This is a genomic window from Algibacter aquimarinus (assembly GCF_039543265.1).
In the GTDB taxonomy this organism is placed as follows: Bacteria; Bacteroidota; Bacteroidia; order Flavobacteriales; family Flavobacteriaceae; genus Algibacter_B; species Algibacter_B aquimarinus.
This window is the reverse complement of record NZ_BAABJK010000009.1, coordinates 66287-88849: the sequence shown is the minus strand read 5'-3', so window position 1 is coordinate 88849 and position 22563 is coordinate 66287. Positions and strand designations below refer to the sequence as shown.

Below are 22563 nucleotides of genomic sequence, written 5' to 3'. Positions count from 1 at the left end.
TAATAAGGCAACAAAATGCGAACACATTATTTATTTATAATATGTTTATTTTTTGTTTTTAGTTGTAAAACTAAAACAGAAGAACGTCCTAATATATTATGGATAACCATTGAAGATACCTCACCACAATTTATAGGTTGTTACGGTAATACGAACGCGAGTACTCCAGTAATCGATAAATTGGCAGGAGAAGGTGTACGTTTTACGAACGCATTTTCTACAGGAACTGTATGTTCTGCCAGTAGATCCACAATAATCACAGGTGTTCGAACTTTTAAAATGGGTACAGGTCATCAAAGAAGTCAGTATCCAATTCCAGATGAAATCAAAGGCTTTCCTTATTATTTAAAAGCATTGGGATACTACACCACCAACAATTCTAAAACAGACTACAATATTGCCAACGAAAAGGATTTTATAAAAGAGGCATGGAACGAAAGTTCAAACAAAGCCACATGGAAAGGTAGAGCAGAAGGACAACCATTCTTTTCGGTATTTAATTTTGCTGAATCGCATCAATCAAGAACCATGTCGTGGACTTTTGAGCAGTATGAAAAGCATGTTTGGAATCATCTACCTGAGGAAGATAGAATTGCAGATGATGCATTTGATATGCCACCATTTTATAACGATACACCCGAAATGCGCAAACAATTTGCTAGGGTGTATAATTCCATTAAACTTACGGATAATAGAATAGGTGAATTGCTTCAACAGCTAGAAGCAGACGGTTTAAGGGATGATACTATTATTTTCTTTTATGCAGACCATGGTGAGGGTATTCCAAGAGCAAAAACCAACGGTATTAATTTAGGATACCGCGTACCATTTGCAGTTTGGTTTCCTGAAAAATTCAAACATTTATCGCCTTGGGAAATTGGAGAATCTACGGAAGAGCTTGTCAGTTTTGAAGATTTGGGACCTACTATGATTAATTTGCTGGGAGGTAAAGTTCCTGATTATATGAAGGGTATCAATTTTTTCGGTGATAATTCAGAAGAGAAAAATAAGCAATTACTGTTGTCAACAGATAGAGTTGATAACGGCCCAGACTTAGTAAGAAGTGTTACTAACGGTAGATTTGTGTATTCCAGAAACTTTATGCCATTTATCCCTGAAGTACGTTATATCAATTATTTGGAAATCGCCGATATTACTAAACATATGCGTAACGATTTAAAAAGGGGTAAGCTTAATTACTTTCAATCTCGCATTTTTGATGAACGCCCTTATGAAGTACTTTATGATATTGAAAACGATATTTGGGAGGAACATAACTTAGCAGAAAATCCAAAATATAAGTCCGTTTTAGAGGGTATGAGACAGTTTTTAGATAGCACGCTTTTAACTTCTAAGGACGTCTTATTTATACCGGAGTACGACATGGCTAGAATATCAGAAACGCAAACCCCTTATGAATACCGTTTGGATGATGCCAAATATAATTTTAAGGAGATTTATGGAGCAGCCTTGTTATCTGGTAAAAAAGTTACAGAGGTTGCAAAAACTCAAATTAACTTGTTAAAGAACGATAACGACATGGTGAGGTATTGGGCAAGTATTGGGTTGATGTCTCAAGATAAATCGCTTTTAGAGGCTTATGAAAAAGAATTGAAGGAGCTGCTTGAAGATGATTACCTTCCTGTTTCTATAACTGTTGCGGCAATTTTATATAAAAAATTCAAGAACAAACAAGCTTTGGAGGTTTTAAACAATTTTGCTAAAAGTGACGATTGGACTTTGGCTTTAATGTCCATTAATTACATGCTCTATGTTCAAGATAGACTACCTTTTGAGTCAACAATTAAAGCATTACTTCAAAACCCTAAGCTTAATTCTCATGTTAAAAGTGCCTGCTTAGATTTTATAGAAAGCCAAAGATTAAGAACTGAAATTTAAACTTTAAAACTACTTAACTAAAACATAAAAACGATGAGAGTATTTCAAACCACAATTATAGCTTTGTTACTCATTTTAACTGCTTGCTCACCAAAGATAGAGGATATTGATTTATCTGGTGAGTGGCAAGTAAAGTTAGATTCAACCAGTATTGGAATTACAGAAAACTGGGCTTCATCTAAACTTCAAGGTACGCCGATTAGTTTACCAGCCACTTTAGATGATGCAGGTTTAGGAACACCAAATAAATTGGAGCCAGCAATTAACAATTATGTGATGTCTAATTTAACAAGAAAGCATCAATATATAGGAAAGGCTTGGTACCAAAGAGAGATTGAAATTCCTAATTCTTGGGAGAATAAAACCGTAACTCTAAAATTAGAGCGCGTTCTATGGGAATCAACGGTATATTTAAATGGTGAAAAAATAGGTTCGGCGAATAGTTTAATTGGTAAACATAGTTTTGAGTTACCAAAAAGCGTTACTTCAGGGAAACATTTGTTAACAGTGGTTGTAGACAATTCTAATAAGTTTCCAAACATAAACGTAGCAGGAAATCGCTATCCAGATAAAGTGAATCAGGATATGGCTCATGCCTACACCAATCACACACAAATTAAGTGGAATGGTATTCTAGGAGATATGACGCTTGAGGCGTCAGCATCAAACCAGCCAACAAATATGCAGGTGTATCCTAATAAAGATTTAAAAACACTAAAAGTTACTTTTGAACAACCAACAGCCACAGAAGACAAGGTTGGTATAGTAATTCAAAAATTAAATGGTGAAGAAGTTTACAATGCGCAACATAATGTTTCAAAAGAAGCAAATGATTTATTTGTATTAAACTTAAACAAACCAGAAGGACTTGAATTGTGGGATGAATTTAATCCGAATTTATACACTGTTTCAGTTAGTACCAATACAGGAAATGTAAGTACAGATTTTGGTTATAAAGTGGTTGATAATAACAATGGAGACCTCACTTTAAACAACCAGCGTATTTTTTTAAGAGGTAATTTAGAGTGTGTTATTTTTCCATTGACAGGGCATCCACCGATGGAAAAAGAAGAATGGGCAACCTTGATAAAACAAGCTAAGGCGTATGGTTTAAATCACCTGCGATTTCACTCTTGGTGTCCACCAAAAGCGGCATTTGAAGCAGCAGATGAAGCTGGGTTTTACTACCTTGTAGAATTACCACATTGGAGTTTAAAAGTTGGTGAAGATGAAAACACGACACAATTTTTAAGAGCTGAAGGTCAAAAAATACTCAAAGATTATGGAAATCATCCTTCGTTTCTTTTTATGGCTTTAGGTAATGAGCTTGAAGGCGACGAAAGCTTGTTAAACAGCATGGTTGCTGAATTAAAAGCAAAAGATGATAGACACATGTATATCACTACAGTTTATTCTTTTCAGCCACATAGGAGAAAATCAACAATGGGGAAAATACCACAACCAGAGGATGATTTCTTTATTACGCAGTATACAGACAAAGGATGGGTTCGTGGACAAGGTATTTTTAATGATAAACCACCTCATTTTAATGCAGATTACTCATCTACTAGCGAGCATATAACGAAGCCTTTAATCTCACATGAAATCGGGCAATACTCGGTATATCCAGATATGAGTGAAATTGAAAAATACACTGGTGTTTTAGAGCCGTTAAACTTTATAGCAGTAAGAAACGATTTAAAGAAAAAGGGCTTGTTAGAATTCGCACCAGATTTTACACATAATTCTGGAAAGTTAGCTGCAATTCTTTATAAAGAGGAGATTGAACGTGCTTTAAAAACCCCTAGCTTCGATGGGTTTCAGTTGTTGCAATTACAAGATTTCCCTGGTCAGGGTACAGCTTTAGTAGGCTTACTTAACGCGTTTTGGGAATCTAAAGGTGTTATTTCAGCAGAAGAATTTAGTCAGTTTAATAGTGAGGTAGTACCGTTACTTAGTTTTGAAAAGGCTGTTTATGAGAACGGTGAAACGTTTAAGGCTTCAATAGAGGTGGCCAATTTCTTTAAGCCAATGCAAAATCAAAATATTGTTTGGAGTATTACGGATGAAGCTGGCAGTGTTTTGAGTAACTCTCAAGTTAAAGATGCTAATTTGACTATTGGTAATAATACCAATTTAGGCGAAATAGCTTTTCAAATCAATACAGATAAAGCCAAAAAACTAAAAGTAGAAGTGAGTTTAGAAGGTACAAAATATAAGAATTCATGGAACATCTGGGTATATCCTAAAGATGTTAATTTAACCCATAAAGATATTGTTGTTACGTCATCTTATGCCGTTGCTGCGCAAGCGTTAAAAAAAGGAGATAAAGTCTTATTAAATCCAGATTTTAAAACTCTAAAAGGGACTCAAGGTAGATTTGTACCTGTGTTTTGGAGTCCTGTTCATTTTCCTAATCAACCAGCAACAATGGGAGTTTTTGTTGATACAGAACATCCAGCGTTTAATGATTTTCCAACGGATACGCATAGTAACTGGCAGTGGTGGGATTTGTGTATTAATTCAAAATCTGTTATTACAGACGACTTGGATATCACACCCATAGTAAGGGTTATTGATAATTTTGTAACCAATCACCATTTATCAAATGTGTTTGAAGCTAAAGTAGGTAATGGTACATTAGTGTTTTCGTCTATAGATTTAATATCAAATCTAAATGAAAGACCAGTAGCAAGACAGTTGCGCCATAGTTTATTAGAATATATGACTAGCGATGCCTTTTCACCATCAAAAACAGTTTCTATGGAAGATTTACAAAGGATAAAATTAGATAAGAAAGAAGGTAGATTTTCTGCTGAGGATATATATAATTAAATGAATAAAAAGAATTTAAAGTTATCACACCTTTTAACAAGCGCACTTATAGCTTTAATTGCACTTATTACAGGCTGTGAAAACATACCCGATGAACGTCCAATTTACAGGGCTTCTATTTGGGAAAATCCAGAGTGGGAAAATCCAGAAATTTTTCAAATTAATAGAGAAGCGCCCAGAGCTACTTTTTATAATTTTTCTTCAAAAGAAAACGCTTTGGAGTTAAGTGATTGGAAACAATCTGATGTTTATAAATCGCTTAACGGCACATGGCATTTTTATTATTCTGATAGTGTTCAAGTTAGGCCTGAAGATTTTTATAAACAAGACTTTAGCATAAAAGGTTGGGACACCATTATGGTGCCTTCAAACTGGGAAATGCAAGGTTTTGGACTGCCTATTTATACAAATATTGTGTATCCTTTTCCAAAAAATCCACCATTTATATCACACAATATCAACAATGTGGGAAGCTATAAGCGCAATTTTACAATTCCTGCCTATTGGAAAAATAAGGATGTGTATTTACATTTTGCAGGAGTTAGTGGCGCAATGTACGTTTACGTAAATGGTAACAAAGTAGGTTACAGCGAGGGCAGTAAAACTCCAGCAGAATTTAATATTTCAAAATACGTTAAACTAGGGGAGAATCACATTGCGGTTCAAGTATTACGATGGTCTGATGCTAGTTACATTGAAGATCAAGATTTTTGGAGATTAAGCGGAATAGAACGCGATGTATATTTAAGAGCAGACAATCCCATTGCAATTAACGATTTTAGAGTAGGTAGTGATTTAATAAACAACTATAAAGACGGAGTGTTTAGCTTAGATATTGAACTAAAGAATACTAAAAATTCGATTGAAAACAGAACGCTGAAAGTGGAACTTCTCGACGCTAAAAACAACATAGTTTTTAGTGATGCTAAATCAGTAGAAATTGCACCAAATACGACGAGTATTAAGTTTGAAGATATAATTCATAATGTAAAGTCATGGACTGCGGAAACTCCAAATTTATACACCGCTATTTTAACGCTAAGTAATTCAGAAGATAAAGTAACGCAGGTTACATCTGTAAACGTTGGGTTTAGAAATATAAAAATTGAAAACAATCAGTTCTTAGTAAATGGCAAGCCTGTTTTGATAAAAGGCGTAAATCTTCATGACCATGATGAAACCACAGGGCATGTAATAAACGAAGAATTAACCGTTAAAGACTTAAGGTTAATGAAGCAGAATAATGTAAATGCTATTCGCTGCAGCCATTACCCAAAAAATCCATTTTTCTATGCACTTTGTGATAAATACGGATTTTATGTCATAGATGAAGCAAATATTGAAACGCACGGGATGGGAACAACCAACCAAGGTTTAGATAAAAAGCCAGAACTTAAAAAAGTGCATCCTGCATATCGACTGGATTGGAAAGCGGCACATTTAGATAGAACTGTTAGAATGTTTGAACGTGATAAAAATCACCCTTCAATTGTAACGTGGTCTTTAGGTAATGAAGCAGGAAATGGCGATAACTTTTTTGCAACCTATAAATGGTTAAAGGCAAACGACTCAACGCGACCAACACAGTACGAAGGCGCAACGAAATATGAGAATACAGATATTCAAGCACCAATGTACGATCGTATTCCACAGCTCATAAAATATGCTGAAAACAATCCGAAACGCCCATTAATTTTATGCGAGTACTCACACGCTATGGGAAATAGTTTAGGGAATTTTAAAGATTATTGGGATGTTATTCGAAAATACGACGTACTTCAAGGTGGTTTTATTTGGGATTGGGTAGATCAGGGGCTTGAGGCTGAAACTGAAGACGGACAAAAATATTGGGGCTATGGCGGAGATTTTGGGGCAGCACATTTACAACACGATGCTAATTTTTGTTTAAATGGTATTGTAAACCCAGACCGTACACCACATCCAGGATTAGAAGAACTTAAAAAAGTATATCAAAACATTCAGTTTTCAGATGTGAATTTTAAAACAGGTCAGGTAAAAGTAACTAATGAGTATTTTTTCACCAATCTCAATAACTTCAACATCAATTGGGAATTATTTGAAGAGGGTGAGCAAATTGAATCTGGTACAATCGGTGTCATAGATGTAGCACCGCAATCATCTAAAGTTATAAGGTTTAATTTACCTGTTTTAGATTTAAGTAAAAAAGAATATACGCTCAACTTTTTAGCTTCAACCCATGTGGAATTACCTTTATTATCAAAAGGTTTTCCAATAGCTAAAGCACAATTTATAACGGGTACTTACCTGCCTAAATTCATGGAAAATGTTAGTGATAAGCTTCTATTGTCTTTCAAAGAATATCAAATCACTTTCAAATCTAAAACCGCTACAGTGAGTTTTGATAGAACATCTGGAAAACTATCAACTTTAGATTATGGAGAAGGCAACATCATGCTACAAGGTGTAACTCCTAATTTTTGGAGAGCAACTACAGATAACGATTACGGATTTAACATGCCAAAGCATTTGGATGTTTGGAAAGAAGCTACCGAAAAGCAGACGTTAGTTTCTATGCAAGTAAAAGATAACAAACGGGTTTTAGATATAGATTCAAAAACGCAAATTGTTAATTTCGAAAGCTGTTCCGTCAATCTTGAGTTAGTTTATAAATTACCTAACGATATTGCAAAAGTTAAGATGAATTATAAAATTGACGCTTCTGGACAACTTACAATTACAAATACGTTAGCCGATGTTAAAACCGATTTACCTATTATCCCACGCTTTGGAACAAATTTTATAGTCAATAAAGCCTTTGATAGTGTTAATTGGTACGGTAGAGGCCCTTTAGAAAACTATCAAGATAGAAAAACATCACAGTTTGTTGGTAAGTATAAAGCTTCAGTTTCAGACTTGTATTATCCATACATAAGACCTCAAGAAAACGGCTACAGAGCAGATGTGCGCTGGGTAACCTTTACCAATGCTAAAGGACAAGGCATTAAAATAATAGGTCCTAAATTTTTAAGTTTTAGTGCACACCATCAATACAATTCAGATTTTGATGCGGGTAAAACCAAACAACAAAGACATACTATAGATATTGTAGAACGAGATTTTACTAATATCAATATAGATAATGAACAAATGGGAGTTGGAGGCGATACAAGTTGGTGGACACGACCTCTGGAACAATATCAAATTAAAGCAAAACCACAATCGTATTCTTATAGCATTTTGCCTCTGCGGTAAATTGAACGTTCAAAAAAATCAGTGTAGATGAAAAATTGTTTTGCCGTAGTTGCACTATTAATATTTATTGCTTTTGGATGTAAATCAAAAACTGAAAATGAACATCTCCAAAATCAGAAAGCAGAACAGCCAAATATTATTGTCATTTTAATTGACGATGCAGGTTATGTAGATTTTGGTTTTATGGGTAGTAAAGATATACAAACGCCACACATTGATGCTTTAGCCAAAAGTGGTGTAATATTTACAGATGCGCATGTAAGTGCTACAGTTTGTGCACCATCAAGAGCAGGATTAATAACAGGGAAGTATCAACAGCGTTTTGGTTTCGAAGCTAACGGCACTGGTGGAATAGGTTTGAGTGATGATGTGGTTACAATAGCCGATGTATTTAAAAGTAACGGTTACATTACGTATGCTTTAGGAAAATGGCATTTAGGCGAGGAAGCGTCAGACCATCCAAACCAACGTGGGTTTGATGAGTTTTATGGGTTTCTGGCGGGGAGCCGTTCTTACTTTCCATTAGAAAATCCATCAAAAGAAAAAATGTTACAGCGCAATGGAGAACGTGTGATTTTTGAAGGTTACATGACAGACGTTTTAGGCGATCAATCTGTAAAATATGTAGAGGCTTCAAAAGATAAACCATTTTTTATGTATTTGTCTTATAACGCGGTGCATACGCCAATGCATGCCAAACATGAAGATTTAGAAAAGTTTAGTAACCATCCGAGAAAAGAATTGGCAGCCATGACATGGAGTTTAGACGAAAACATTGGTAAACTCATAAAAAAACTCGAAACCTCAGGAAAAAGAGATAATACTTTAATCTACTTTTTAAGCGATAATGGCGGTGCTCATAACAATCAATCCTCAACAGGACCATTAAAAGGCTGGAAAGGTAATAAGTTTGAAGGTGGACATCGCGTACCGTTTGTGGTGAGTTGTCCAAAAATGATTGAAGGCGACAAAACTTTTGATGGCTTAACATCTTCCTTGGATATTTTTGCAACGTCTTTAAGCGCTTCTAAAATTGAAAAACCAGAAACTTTAGAATTAGATGGTGAAAACCTTTTACCATATTTAAAAGGCGAAAAGCGAGGCAACCCACATGAGAGTTTGTTTTGGAGAAAATTAGAAGAATCTGCTGTTAGGAAAGGCGATTTAAAACTCATTAAACTTGATGGTTATGGGACAGTATTATATGATTTAGATTCAGATTTAGGCGAAAGCAATGATCTTTTAGAAACAAATAGAGAAGCATTAAAAATGCTTCAATCTAAATACAATCGTTGGGAAACACAACTCATAGCACCATTATGGGATGAAAGCAAGCCTTGGATGGATGTTACCTACCATATTCATAAACAGCTTATGCAAAATAAAGAACCAGAATACAAAGATATTTGGAGTGCTACCTTTAAAAATAGAAATAACTTCTAATAGATAACGACGTAAAATCTCTTTGATTTTAATCCATATTAAAACTCTTAAAACACTACTAGTTTTTTGTAAAACCAATTAACAAATAATTACATGTTTATTGTTTAAATATAAATCTATTTTATAAAACAAAAATACAGTGTTTTTGTGTATGTATTTCTTAAAACAATGATTTAAAAATTATAAGAATATCATTTATTCACATGTGTTTTTTTGTCAAACATTGATTTTACACAGAAAATATGCTTTTGTAATATATCTTTTTGTATATAACATAGCATTAGTAGTATATTTTAAATATAGTTTGCAATAAATAAATTAAGTGTTATTGTACATGTTTAAAGTAATTTGCTTCATGTTTTTCCTTTATGTTTCTTCTAATTTTACACAACTGCACTAAAAAAGGCATTATTATGAAAAAGAACTATTTATTGGGACTGTTTTGCATCGGTCTCATCACTACATTATTTCTGTTTTTTGGAAAAGGGTTTTTAAAAAAAAATGCTGACTCTCTAGAATACGATTATGGTACAGATAATGAGCATTATGAGGAAGAAACTCCAGAGGAAATAGCATACGAGATGGCTATGGATGCAGAAGCTCTGCCTAAAGCGTTTGATTATTCTACGCTAAAAGGTGATGATTTAAATGATTATAATTCTTGGTTAACCGAAGCTGAAAAAGGAGGTTTTAAGTTTAGCACAAAACAAGATTTTTTAAATTATTTTAAATCGGCAAAGCAAAATATGTCAATGCCACCACCTGATAAGTATTTTTATGCAAATCAAACGCTTTCAGGAACTTGGGATCAGAAGTATCTACACATGACCTCTACTACAAACCCTGGCTACAGCGAAGGCGGTTTTAGAACAGATGGCTCTTTGTATGATCCTGTAAATGAGGAAATGTATATAGTGTCCTTCGCAGGTCACATATACAAAATTGATGAAAATGCTTCAGTAAAATGGTCACTTAGAAATCATAGCAAAAGTTTTGAAGGCGATAAGTTTAATGGTGTAAATCTGCCTGATGGTTCGTTTAGATTATTGAATCAAAAAACTACTGGTGGTATGGAGTTCTCTGATGATGAAGGAAGAACTTGGATGGATGCTAACGGTGCTTTTTTTGAAGGTAGTGCAAATTATACAACATTAGTAACAAAAAAAGATGCCAGTAAGCGTATAGTTGCGCATGGTGCAAAAAGAAATTCTGCAGATAGTAACGCATGGTATGATTATGTTTACATATCTACAGATTATGGCTTAAACTACACAACATCAGCTTTAAATTTTAAAAGCGATACGTTTGATGTTGAAATTTTGAAACCTCATGGTAGTAGAGATGTATACCTACTTGCAAGGCGTACTAGCGATTCTAAGTTATTTGTGTATAAAATGGGAGAAAACGATGCTGATTTCTCTTTAATTCATGAGCCTACTACTACTGTTGGAGCACTTGACTCTGTTCAGGGAACAACGGTATCTGGGATTACACATTTTTATATTAGTTATGGTAATACTACAATTTTTTATTCTGGTGATGAAGGGGCTACTTGGACGCAAAGTGTCACTTCAAGCGATACTGGTAGAAACATTTCAGAAGTTCACCCTACTCAACCAAATATTGTTTTTAAAGGTTTTGTAGAGTTATGGATATCTACAGATTTTGGTGTTAACTGGACAAGAAACCAGCACGTGTTAAGTAATAATGATATTTATGTTTGGGATTTACAACACTATAAAACATTCGATAAAGAAGATGGTGGATTCATCACTATATCAGGATATGATTTTGGGACGTACTATTCTACAACGCCAGAAGATTGGAATTCTTGGGTAAGCGTTAGTAGAGGCAATCCAACCACCATGTGTTATGATGCAGAAACAAGCGAAAAATATAATATAGTTTATACAGGAAATCAAGATAGGGGTTCTCAGAGTTTTTCTGGTGATAATGACTATGATAAGTCAATTCCTATACCTGCCGCGAGAGAAGCGAATACTGATGTTTTAAGAGTAACAGTTGCTAATGGAGGAGAATCCGCTTGGTATTGGTACTATTTTGGAACTATTGGAAGAAGCGATGTTACCAATGGTGGTAATTTTAGAACAGTTACCAGAACGGATTTTTACGGCAATTGGGCGGCCACGAGTATGATACCCTCTCCTGTTGATAGTGAAGATGCGGTCTATATCCCTTGGGGAAATGCGTTGCAAAAAATAATATACAATGGATCTGCTGTTGTTAGGGAAATTCATCCATTTGAGTTTAGTGGTCCTATTTCTAGTTTTGGCTATTCTAATTTAAATAAAAGTAGATGGTACGTAGGATTAAAATCTGGTCAATTAATGTATTCTACAGATGGTGGTAGTTCTTTCACTGCTTCAAATATTTCTGGTGGTGGTTCTTGGCCACAACAAGATGATTCACATAGAAAGCGAAGACAGGTTATTGCAACAAGCCCTATCGACGAAGCTACGGTATATTATGCTGGTAAAGGTAATAGCTTTTTAATATCAGTTGATGGTGGACAAACATTTACTACCCATAATAATGGGTTAACTGTAGATCGTATCACTGAGCTGGATGCTTCTCCAAATGGTCAGTTTGTTTTTGCGTCATGCGAATTTGATGGTGCCTGGGTGTATTCTGTACAACAAGACAAATGGTTTAAAATGGATGGTTTAGATGTGCCAAGTGCTATTGGTTACACTGATGTGCAATTTATTGAATCTGAAAATGCAGTGCGTTTTGCTACATACGGTAGCGGTGTTATAGATTTTATATTAGATCAAGACTTTTCAGAAGTTTTTGTAGCAGCAGATAATTTTACTATTGAAACTATAGATGAAACATGCCAAGGTAAAAATGGACAAATATCTATAAGCACAAAATTTAGACATAATTACGAAGTTACAATAGCAGGCAATGATTATAGTTTTGACGATGTTCTAAATATACCCAACTTAGATCCAGGATCTTACGATATATGCATTGGTATAAAAGACACAAATTTTCAATATTGCGTTAAACTTGAAGTAAACGCTTCTGATCTTTTAACTGGTAAGATAGAATCAACTAAATCTGGTAAGGCTACGGTTAGTATTAAATCAGGTACAGCTCCTTATAAAGTGTTTGTGAATAATAAACAGATTTTAGAAACTTTTGCAACATCTTTTACTATTGCTGCCAACGAAGGCGATATTATCAATATTCAAGCTAAGGCTACATGTGAAGGTAAGTTAACTCAAGTTATGGGAGAGTCAAATGTTTTAAAAGCCTACCCAAATCCAGTTATAAGTGAATTTGAATTGAGTATTCCAGAAACCACAAAATCTAATATAGATATTGAGTTATATTCTATTTCCTCTGGATTAATTGCAAAAAAAACATATTCTGTAATTGGAGGACGTGTGATTATGAATATGCAAAATTACCCTTCAGGTATATATTTTGTAAGAGTGGGCACTGACACACCAAAGACACTTAGAATAGTAAAAAAATAAAAAAAGAAAGTCATGAAAAATTATATCTATATAGTTTCATTTTTAACCCTAATATTAACTTCATGCTCATCAGGAGGTGATTCAGATGGAGGGGAAGTTGCAGAAAGTAAGCCAACCTCACCAGTATTAATTTTTCCAGCGCAAAACCAATTGTGCACAACAAATGTTTTGAATTTTGAATGGCAAGCATCTACAAACGAAGATGGTAGTTCAGTAATATATATTTTGGAGATTGCTAAGGATAATCAGTTTAACAACAAAGTTGTTGATGAGGTGCTAACATCATTAACAAAGATTATTACTTTGGAAAAAGGTTTTGCTTACTATTGGAGAGTAAAATCAAGAAGTACAAAAAGTGTAGAAAGCGATTATTCTCCAACAGCACAATTCTATACAGAAGAAGTACCAAATAGTAACCATTTGCCGTTTTCTCCAGCACTTGTATCACCGTTTTTAGGACAGTTTTTAGATTCTGGAGCAACATCTGTAAATATTGAATGGACAGCCTCCGATGTTGATGATGATCCTTTAACATTTGATGTTTATTTTGGTAAAGATAAAGATGCACTTACTGTTATAGCAGAAAATACAGACGTAAATAATATTAATGCTAATTTAGATACTACTAATGCTACTTATTATTGGAAAGTAGTAGTAAAAGATGATAAAGGTGCTTCAGTTACAGGACCTACTTGGTATTTTAATAATTAAAATATTAACCAACTAAATTTAATAACTATGAAAAAAATAAATAATTTTTATAACAGCGGTGTAAGCCTTTTATGCATTTTACTTTTGGTTTTAAGTTCTTGTTCAGAAGACGGAAAGACTTCTCCAGATGATGAGATGTTTGATGATGGAGATGATAATCCAACAACTGTAGTAAAACCACTTTTAAACTCTATAAATACTAGTGATTGGATACTAATGTTTGAAGATAACTTTGATAAATTTGAACCTACAAAATGGACAAAAAATAATTCTACAAGAAGTAGAGCTGCTAGACCCGGAGTAGGAATTAATCAATGGTTTTGGAAACCAGAAAATGTTACTTATAAAGATGGGAATGTAATGTTGAAGAGTGAAAAAGTTGCAAATGATGTATTACATTGCGGAGGTATTTTTACTAACAACTTATTTGAATTTAAATACGGCTATATTGAAGCTAAGATAGATATTGCAGAAACACTATTTGGTACACATACTGCACTATGGTTGCAGGGTGATAATATGGGTAATGTAGATGGCACTGGTAATGATGGAGCAGAAATTGATGTATTTGAATCAGCTTGGATAGGAGATTTTACTAAAAGTGTAGTTCATATAGATGGTTATGGTGCTGACCACAAAGCTAATACTAGACGTTATGAAACCCCAGGGATTCATTCAGGATACCATACCTATGGTTTATTGTGGAATGAGGATATGCTGGAGGTGTATTACGATGGTGAGTTCAAAACAAGATATCAAGGTATCTGGGTACCAAAAGTAGAAGAGTTTTTATGGTTATCAACAGGTGCAAGTTTTGGAGGTGCTGCTAACACCAATTTTACTTCTCGAAAAATTGGTGAATATACTGAAGCCAAAGTTGATTATATTAGAGTTTGGCGTATGGATTGATTAATATAAAGTACGAACATAAAGGTAAAAAACCTTATTAATAAAAGCTATTTAATTTATTAAATAGCTTTTTACATGTTTATACTTAATAGTTTATCGTATTAATTTTTCATTGTTCTGTATAATAGTGTGTTATAAATATTGGTTGAAATTTTGTTTTCTAATAAAAACAGTAATATCGTCTAGGTTTTGCTAATTATCATCCATTTAAACATCATGAAGTTTTTCTAAATTTAAAAGATAATTAACAAACTAAATTTATAGATATTATGAAAAAAATTACTTTTTTAAATTTATTATTATCGCTCTGCGTGCTGTCTAGCTTTGGACAAACCATGGTTAACGATTTTGAAGCGACTGTAGTTACAGGAGTAGAACCTCTTTTTGGTGCCGCAGCGACCGTTGTTGCTAATCCTAGTATATCAGGTCTTAATACAACAGATAACTGTCTTCAGATCGGAAACACTGGAACAAATTGGTTTTCACTCGTGAGAATTAATGTAAATCCAGATTTAGCAATATCAGGTACGGAAACAAAATTTCTAAGTGTATTGGTTTATAGAACAACAACTGATATGGCATGTCGTTTTAATGCCACTGCTGATGATGATAATGGAAGCAATCCAGGGGTAATAAGCGCTATTAATGCTCATTCTGGTGCTGATGCTTGGGAGCAAATTATAATACCAGTAGAGTTTCCTAGAGATTCTGGCACTTTTAGTTTAGGGACTCTTTTTACATTAATTTTCCATGCAGATATTAAAGGTTTTTCTAACGCTGCTGCTGGTCCTTTAGATAATGCTGGAGGGTCGCTATTTGTAGATGAATTACAGATATTAGATTCTAATCCTCTACTAAGTACTGATGATTTTACGTTAGAGAATAATATTTCTATTTACCAAAATGTTTCTTTAACTAATTTCAGAATTGAAACAAAACATAATATCAATATCACAGATGTTTCACTTTATGATATACTAGGTAGTAAGGTAAACAATATTTCTAAAATTGATACACACGAGTATGATATGAGCAACCTATCTAGTGGCTTATATATTGTTAAAATTCGTGATGACAGAGGTGAAACTTTTAGCAAAAAATTAATAAAACAATAAGTTTATATTTTAGTTTTTGAATAGAATTCCTCGGGTCTATAGCTTTAGTCTCGAGGATTTTTTATTTCTGATTCTGTATTGAATTTATGTGCTTATAGTTATTTCTAATATTTGAAGAATCTCTTATCACTAATTCGGCATCTAAAATTATTTTATTCAAAGTTTGCTCTATAGTCTTTTTTGTAGTGTAGGATAAAAAAGTTAAAGCCGCTTGTTTGCCAATTTTAGCGCTATGTTGGTTAATACTAGAAATTGATGGAGTAGTCATACTTGTAAACGGTTCATCACCAAAACCTACTAGAGCTATGTCTTGTGGTACTCTAATTTTTTGTTCGTTTAGTAATTGTAATGCTCCTAAAGCTGCATAATCACTAGCAATATATACTGCATCAGGCCTATTTTCAAGCTTCAGTAATTGTAACATTTGTTTTTTTCCATCTTCTATGGTAAGACTACTTTCAATGAGTAGTTCATTATCAAGAGGTAATTTATGCTTGCTAAGTGCATCAATATATCCTCTAATTCTATTATTAAAAATACGTGTGCGTTTATAACCACCAATATGAGCAATTCTTTTACAGCCTTGTTTCACAAGGTGTTCAACAATAATATGGCTGCTATCGTAATCATTAATACCTATATAGTCTACATTTAAGTCGTTCTCTCCACGATCAAAAAGAATAAGAGGAATTCCTTTAGCTTTTATTTTTTCGTAATATTCTAAATCAACTGTTTCATTTGCCATAGAAGCTATAATACCATCAACTTGAGTAAATAAAAGTGTATCAATATTTGCGCATTCTTTTTTATAAGATTCGTTAGATTGGGTAATAATAATATTATAACCTTCTTTATTTAAAACTTCTTCAATGTTTTGAATTACAGAAGAGAAGAAGTTACTATTAGTTCTTGGTACAATTACGCCAACTAATTTACTTTTGCCTTTTCTTAAAGCACTAGCAAGATGATTTGGCTGATAATTTAAGTTTTTAGCAACTTGCCTTACGGCTTTTTTTGTTTTTTTACTTATTCTAGAATCGTCATTGAGTGCTTTAGAAACTGCAGCAGCTGAAATGTTTAACACATTAGCAATATCTTTTATGGTCGTTTTCTTTTTGATATTTATTTTTTTTATATATTTGCGTACGCTTAATCGTTTAAGCAAATGTAGTTTATTATTTTTTTGAATCAAAATCATTATTAAATATAAGGTTTTGATTTATTTTTAAGTATATGGTTAAACGATTAAGCAATAGCTAAATAATTTAAAATAATACTAATTAGAATGAGTAAAGTAGTAACATTTGGAGAAATCATGTTAAGATTGGCTCCACAAGGTTTTTTAAGATTTTCACAAGCTAATAATTTTGATGCAATCTATGGAGGTGGAGAATCTAACGTGGCTGTATCATTAGCAAATTATGGTGTTGATGTAGATTTTGTAACGCGTTTACCAAAAAATGATATTGGTGAATGTGCTATGATGGAAATGCGTAAAAGAGGTGTAGGTGTAGATAAGATTGTTTGGGGAGGAGACCGTTTAGGGATATACTTTTTAGAAACAGGAGCTGTATCTAGAGGTTCTAAAGTAGTTTATGATAGAGCACATTCTGCAATCGCAGAAATTGAATCAGGAATGATTGATTGGGATGCTGTTTTTGAAGGTGTAGATTGGTTTCACTGGACTGGTATTACACCAGCAATTTCTCAAGGTGCTGCAGATGTATGTTTGGAAGCTGTAAAAGCAGCTAGCGCAAAAGGTATTACAATTTCTACTGATTTAAATTATCGTGCAAAACTTTGGAAGTATTGTAGCGATACTCACAGAGAAAAGGTAATGACTGAAATAACGTCATACTGTGATATTGTTTTAGGAAACGAAGAAGATGCAGAAATGCACTTTGGTATTAAGCCAGAAGGGATTTCAGTTCAAACTCAAGGACATGATGTAAAAGCAGAAGCATTCTTATCAGTTTGTCAGCAAATGATGGAAAAATTTCCAAGAGCTAAAAAAGTGATAACCACATTGCGTGGTTCTATTTCTGCTTCTCATAACACATGGGCAGGTGTTTTATATGACGGAAAGAAAATGTATGAAACACGCCAGTATCAAATTACTGATATTGTTGATAGAGTAGGTGGAGGAGATTCATTTATGGGTGGATTAATTTACGGATTATTAAAATATCCAGAAGACGACCAAAATGCATTAGACTTTGCAGTTGCTGCATCATGTTTAAAACACACTATTAAAGGAGATGCTAATTTGGTAACAGTTTCTGAAGTAGAAAAATTAATGGGTGGCGACGCTTCTGGTCGTGTAGCTAGATAAAATTTATAAAAATGGCACAGTTTACAAGATTAGAAGTAGCGCAAGCTATGAAAGAAACAGGAATGATTCCTTTATTCTTTAATAATGATATAGAATTAAGTAAAAAAGTACTAAAAGCATGTTATGATGGTGGTGCTCGCTTAATGGAATTTACTGCTCGTGGAGATTTTGCTCACGAAGTCTTTGGAGAATTAACTAAATACGCAATTGCTGAATTACCAGGAATGATAATGGGTGTAGGTTCTGTAACAGATGGTGCAGCGGCTTCACTTTATATGGCTTTGGGTGCAAATTTTATAGTAACTCCAGTTTTAAGAGAAGATATAGCCATAGCATGTAATCGTAAAAAGGTATTATGGTCTCCTGGTTGTGGTACTTTAACAGAAATTGCTAGAGCAGAAGAATTAGGTTGCGAAATTGTGAAATTATTCCCTGGCGATATTTATGGGCCACAGTTTGTAAAAGGAATTAAAGGTCCGCAACCATGGACAAGCGTTATGCCAACAGGTGGAGTTTCGCCAACTGAGGAAAATCTTAAAGGTTGGTTTGATGCCGGTGTAACTTGTGTAGGTATGGGATCGAAATTAATATCTAAGGATATTATTGCTAATGAAGATTATGCGAAACTAGAGCAGGATGTTAAAGCTGCCTTAGCAATTGTGAAGTCTGTTAGAAAGTAATTTGTATTTATAAATATTTAAAAAGAGTTGCAATAATCTATTACAGCTCTTTTTTTATACATAATATTAAAGACCATTATCCTCCTTTATTAAAGGAGTTTAACATCATTTTTAGCTCAATATCTTCTTTAGTAAAATAAAAAAATCCTTAAAATAATCGACAAAACGCTTGTTTTTTACGTTTAATTACATAAATTTGCTTTTTAAACCCTTAAATCGTAAACATGAAAATCAAGATTATTTTGTTCAGTTTTAGCCTACTTCTATTCACAAGTATTAGCTTTGCACAAAAAAATAAGGCACCTAAAAGTATTATACCAGAAGGAGTTTCAATAAAAAAATACCATAGTAAGGGAGAGTTGGAACGTATGCCAAAGGGTGAGTTATTGGGATTATATACTGAACGTATATCAAGTCTTGTTAAGTTATTACCATACATAGCATTTGCTACTAAACCAGGAATTACAATGTCTACTTTAGGTATTCCTAATGACAATGACAATAGAAAAATTTTAGATAATCAGTTTGAAGCTACAGATACTTTTTTAGAATCTACTCTCGAATTTCATGAAAGAATTTTGCCCTATTCTGATACTACTAATCTAATTTCTGCCATATTGTTTTATGAAGAAACTATGAAGTCGTTACATGAGTATAGTGAATTTCACTAGTAAAAAACCTTCAATAATCTTTTAATGAAAATTGTATTTTCATACAGTTTTTGATGAAATTTTATAACTGATTCTTTGATTAAGAATCAGTTATTAATTTTAAATCTACACTTTTAAGTTATATTTTAAGCTTATTCAAACCACTATTAATCGTTAAATAATGTATTTCATCGATTATTTTCTATGTAAAATATTCAAAATATTGCATTTTAACGAAATAAATGGTATTTCATGGATAATTATACTATTTTTGACTTAAGTAGATAAATAAATAAGATTAGTCCAAAACTATAAATATTTAGACATGAAAAACTTTACCACATCGCTATTAATATTTCTGTTTATTATTGGGAATATTTTTGCTCAACAGGAAAAAGGAATAATAGGCACAGATAATTGGCTTTATAACTGGACAGAATTTAGCCCAAATCAAGAGGATTATGGTGAGCCCACTCAAATTCTAACAGGCAATATTACTAAAGACACTAGATTAACAAAGCGTAATACCTATTTACTTTTAGGTAGTGTTTTTGTAAAAGATAGTGTTACTCTTACCATAGAACCTGGTACCGTTATAATGGGCGATTATGCTTCAAAGGCATCTTTAACTATTGCAAGAGGAGCAAAGATTATTGCAGACGGACAAGAAACAGACCCTATTATTTTTACTTCAAACAGAGTTGTTAAAAGACCTGGAGATTGGGGTGGATTAATTATACTTGGTGATGCTCCAACTAATAAATTTGGTAATGGATCTGTGGCAAGTTATCATTCAAATTTAGACTCATCTTCTTACCCTAGTACAAATTTTGGCGGACAAAACCCAAATAGTAATTCTGGTATTCTAAGATATGTTAGAATAGAGTATTCAGGTAAAAGATTAAAAAATGTAGGATATTTTAATGGTTTGTTACTAGCAAGTGTAGGAAACGAAACTATATTAGAAAATATTATGGTTAGTCATTGTGCTGGTAATTCTTTTAAGGTATGGGGAGGTGAAGTTAATTTAAACAAAGCTGTATCCTATAAATCTAATGGCAATGATTTTAAATTTAATTATGGAACCCAGAGTGTTTTAAGTAATTCTTTGGCTGTAAGATCACCTTACGTGTCTAGTAGTGATGGTGCAAGATGTTTACAAGTAATGTCTTATAATAAAAAAGAGGAAGTAGATTTTTCTAAAAAGAGTACAAGATTGATTGCTAAAAACTTAACGTTAGTAAATGATAGTGATGATTTAAATTCTGATATTGAAAAAGGTCTCGTAAAGGAAGCTGTATATGTGTCTGAAAACGCATCACTTGATATGAATAAAAGTGTTATTTCTGGTTTTAATCCTGCAGTGTTGTTTGAAGAGAAGATTATAGTTAATCAAGAAAACTTGGAGAAAATTAAGTTTACAGACATGTACTTTAATAATTGTAAAGGAAACATTTTTGTAGAATACAATTCTAATAATGAAGATTTAGAAAATTGGTATGGTAATAGTGCTTTTTTTAATGTGTATTCAAAAAGTAGTAATTCAGAAACATTTATTGATTTGAATAACAGTAAAAGACCAGATTTTAGATTAAGAATAAATAAAATTAAAGCTTCTAAAACGCAATATGCGTCAGAGAACATTATAGATAATAATTAAAAATAGAATAATAAATTATAATAATAAGACCCCAGATCTTTGTATTTAATATTTATATGGATATCAGTTTGGAAATTTCTTTTTAGTTCTAACTCTTTTTGAGTCTAGAGCTGCAATTGTTTCTAGAGGTTTTATTAGAAAAGCAACTAATACCTATGAGGAACTTTACTGTTTTTTACATCATCCTTTTTCTATCTATAGTTTATACTTCTAATGCACAAATTGTTATTAGTACTCCTAGTCTAGGTTTTACTCAAGCTTGTGCAAGTCCGTCTTTTAATACTTATAATGTAACATTTTCTTTCTCACCAGATTCAGCATTAGCATCAACAAACCAATTTATAATAGAACTTTCAGATAGCTCGGGAGATTTCAATAACGCTACTGATATTTATACTTCGCCCCAAGGCAGTATTACAACTTCACCAGCTACTTTAACATTTTCGGTGCCAACATCAATTGCCGGTGAATCATATAGAATAAAAATAAAAAGTACAGCACCAGTATCTTCAAGTTCTAGATCTGTTCCTTTTGCAGCGTATTACAAAATACAAGACACGCCATTTTCAATTAATAATTTAATTTCAACAGGAGCATATTGCTCGGGTAGTAGTTATTTATTGTCAATAGATAATCCAGGTGGAGCTATGAACGATTCGCCTCTTCAATATCCATCACTTACTTTTAATTGGTATAAAGAAACGAGCCAAACTACATCAGTTTTTGTGTCTCAAGGTGAAACTTTATCTGTTAATGAACCTGGAACATATTTTGTTGAAACCAACTACGGTAGTTGTACTTCAAATTCATTTTCAAACCGTGTAACCATTAGTGAGGCAAGTTCTGGAGCATCATCAGAGATAAGCTCTAGCTTAGGAAACCCATATTGTTCTAGTCAAGGAAATACCACTTTAAGTGCCATAAATGGTGAAAGTTACCAATGGTTTAAGGATGGTGAACGAATTTCTGGAGCAACAGAACAAATGTATACAACTAATGAGGCAGGTGTTTATTCTGTTAATATAGATTTGGGTGATTGTAATGTTAACACCTCAATAAATCTTGAAAATTCTGGTTTTACAAGTAGTATTGATGTGCCGGAAAGAAATATGATTAATGATGGCGAAACTTTAGTGGCTACAGTTACAACTGACGCTTTTAACCCAGAATTTAAATGGTATTTAAATGAAGAAATAATTTCCGGAGCAATAACAAATTCTTATGAAGCTACACAAAGAGGTAGCTACAAAGTTGTTATAACTCAAACATCTGGTTGTCAATCTTCAGTAGAATATACTTTTGTTGTTACAGAAGCTTTTCCGTCGGTAGATAATATTCCTAATTTAATTAGTCCGAATGCAGATGGAATAAACGATACATGGATTATACCGCAAGAATATGTAAGCGGTACAAATACAGAAATAACAATTTTAAGCTCGCAAGGAGAAATTGTTTTACAAACGAACGACTACCTTAATAATTGGCCAGAGAATAGTATCGATTTTAATGCTGTTAACCCTGTATATTATTACATCATAACAACAGAAAATAATCAAACCAAAAAAGGCTCAATAACAGTAATAAAGTAA

The 22563-nt window shown here is 33.1% G+C and carries 14 protein-coding genes; 13 read left to right on the top strand and 1 reads right to left on the bottom strand.

From position 1 onward, the window contains the following. Nucleotides 1-15 precede the first annotated feature (15 nt). The 8 genes from ABD939_RS12905 (at nucleotide 16) to ABD939_RS12870 (ending at nucleotide 15652) form a co-directional block, all read left to right on the top strand. The gene (locus ABD939_RS12905; protein ID WP_345169392.1) at nucleotides 16-1899 is read left to right on the top strand and encodes a sulfatase-like hydrolase/transferase; all 1884 of its coding nucleotides are present in this window, start codon (nucleotides 16-18) and stop codon (nucleotides 1897-1899) included. A gap of 33 nt (nucleotides 1900-1932) precedes the next feature. Further along, nucleotides 1933-4734: a sugar-binding domain-containing protein gene (locus ABD939_RS12900; RefSeq protein WP_345169389.1), complete on the top strand. Its 2802-nt coding sequence runs from the start codon at nucleotides 1933-1935 to the stop codon at nucleotides 4732-4734. Then, entirely contained in the window at nucleotides 4735-7968 is a 3234-nt protein-coding gene (gene lacZ / locus ABD939_RS12895) for a beta-galactosidase, LacZ type (RefSeq protein WP_345169386.1), read from the top strand. 27 nt (nucleotides 7969-7995) lie between these two features. After that, nucleotides 7996-9411 (top strand): sulfatase-like hydrolase/transferase, encoded by a 1416-nt coding sequence (locus ABD939_RS12890; protein WP_345169383.1) that lies wholly within the window; start codon nucleotides 7996-7998, stop codon nucleotides 9409-9411. Nucleotides 9412-9824: 413 nt separating this feature from the next. Beyond that, nucleotides 9825-12917 carry a T9SS type A sorting domain-containing protein gene (locus ABD939_RS12885; RefSeq protein ID WP_345169380.1) on the top strand — a complete coding sequence of 1031 codons (3093 nt, stop codon included), beginning with the start codon at nucleotides 9825-9827 and terminating at the stop codon, nucleotides 12915-12917. A 12-nt stretch (nucleotides 12918-12929) separates the two neighbouring features. After that, nucleotides 12930-13628: a fibronectin type III domain-containing protein gene (locus ABD939_RS12880; RefSeq protein WP_345169377.1), complete on the top strand. Its 699-nt coding sequence runs from the start codon at nucleotides 12930-12932 to the stop codon at nucleotides 13626-13628. A gap of 27 nt (nucleotides 13629-13655) precedes the next feature. Beyond that, the gene (locus ABD939_RS12875; RefSeq protein WP_345169374.1) at nucleotides 13656-14537 is read left to right on the top strand and encodes a glycoside hydrolase family 16 protein; all 882 of its coding nucleotides are present in this window, start codon (nucleotides 13656-13658) and stop codon (nucleotides 14535-14537) included. A gap of 269 nt (nucleotides 14538-14806) precedes the next feature. Next, complete coding sequence (locus ABD939_RS12870) at nucleotides 14807-15652, top strand: T9SS type A sorting domain-containing protein (protein WP_345169371.1); 846 nt, start codon at nucleotides 14807-14809, stop codon at nucleotides 15650-15652. A 61-nt stretch (nucleotides 15653-15713) separates the two neighbouring features. Here the strand turns inward: ABD939_RS12870 and ABD939_RS12865 are convergent, their stop codons facing one another. After that, nucleotides 15714-16850, bottom strand: a complete 1137-nt coding sequence (locus tag ABD939_RS12865; protein WP_425550291.1) for a LacI family DNA-binding transcriptional regulator — start codon at nucleotides 16848-16850, stop codon at nucleotides 15714-15716. An 87-nt stretch (nucleotides 16851-16937) separates the two neighbouring features. Between ABD939_RS12865 and ABD939_RS12860 the strand changes: the two genes are divergently transcribed. The 5 genes from ABD939_RS12860 (at nucleotide 16938) to ABD939_RS12840 (ending at nucleotide 22563) form a co-directional block, all read left to right on the top strand. Next, a complete protein-coding gene (locus ABD939_RS12860) occupies nucleotides 16938-17984 on the top strand; it encodes a PfkB family carbohydrate kinase (protein ID WP_345169368.1) in 1047 nt (348 codons plus the stop codon). Nucleotides 17985-17995: 11 nt separating this feature from the next. Beyond that, nucleotides 17996-18664, top strand: coding sequence for a bifunctional 4-hydroxy-2-oxoglutarate aldolase/2-dehydro-3-deoxy-phosphogluconate aldolase (locus ABD939_RS12855; RefSeq protein ID WP_345169365.1), 669 nt, complete (start codon nucleotides 17996-17998; stop codon nucleotides 18662-18664). A 224-nt stretch (nucleotides 18665-18888) separates the two neighbouring features. Continuing rightward, complete coding sequence (locus ABD939_RS12850) at nucleotides 18889-19335, top strand: hypothetical protein (protein WP_345169363.1); 447 nt, start codon at nucleotides 18889-18891, stop codon at nucleotides 19333-19335. 304 nt (nucleotides 19336-19639) lie between these two features. Next, nucleotides 19640-20974, top strand: coding sequence for a hypothetical protein (locus tag ABD939_RS12845; protein WP_345169360.1), 1335 nt, complete (start codon nucleotides 19640-19642; stop codon nucleotides 20972-20974). A gap of 155 nt (nucleotides 20975-21129) precedes the next feature. Continuing rightward, a complete protein-coding gene (locus ABD939_RS12840) occupies nucleotides 21130-22563 on the top strand; it encodes a T9SS type B sorting domain-containing protein (protein ID WP_345169357.1) in 1434 nt (477 codons plus the stop codon).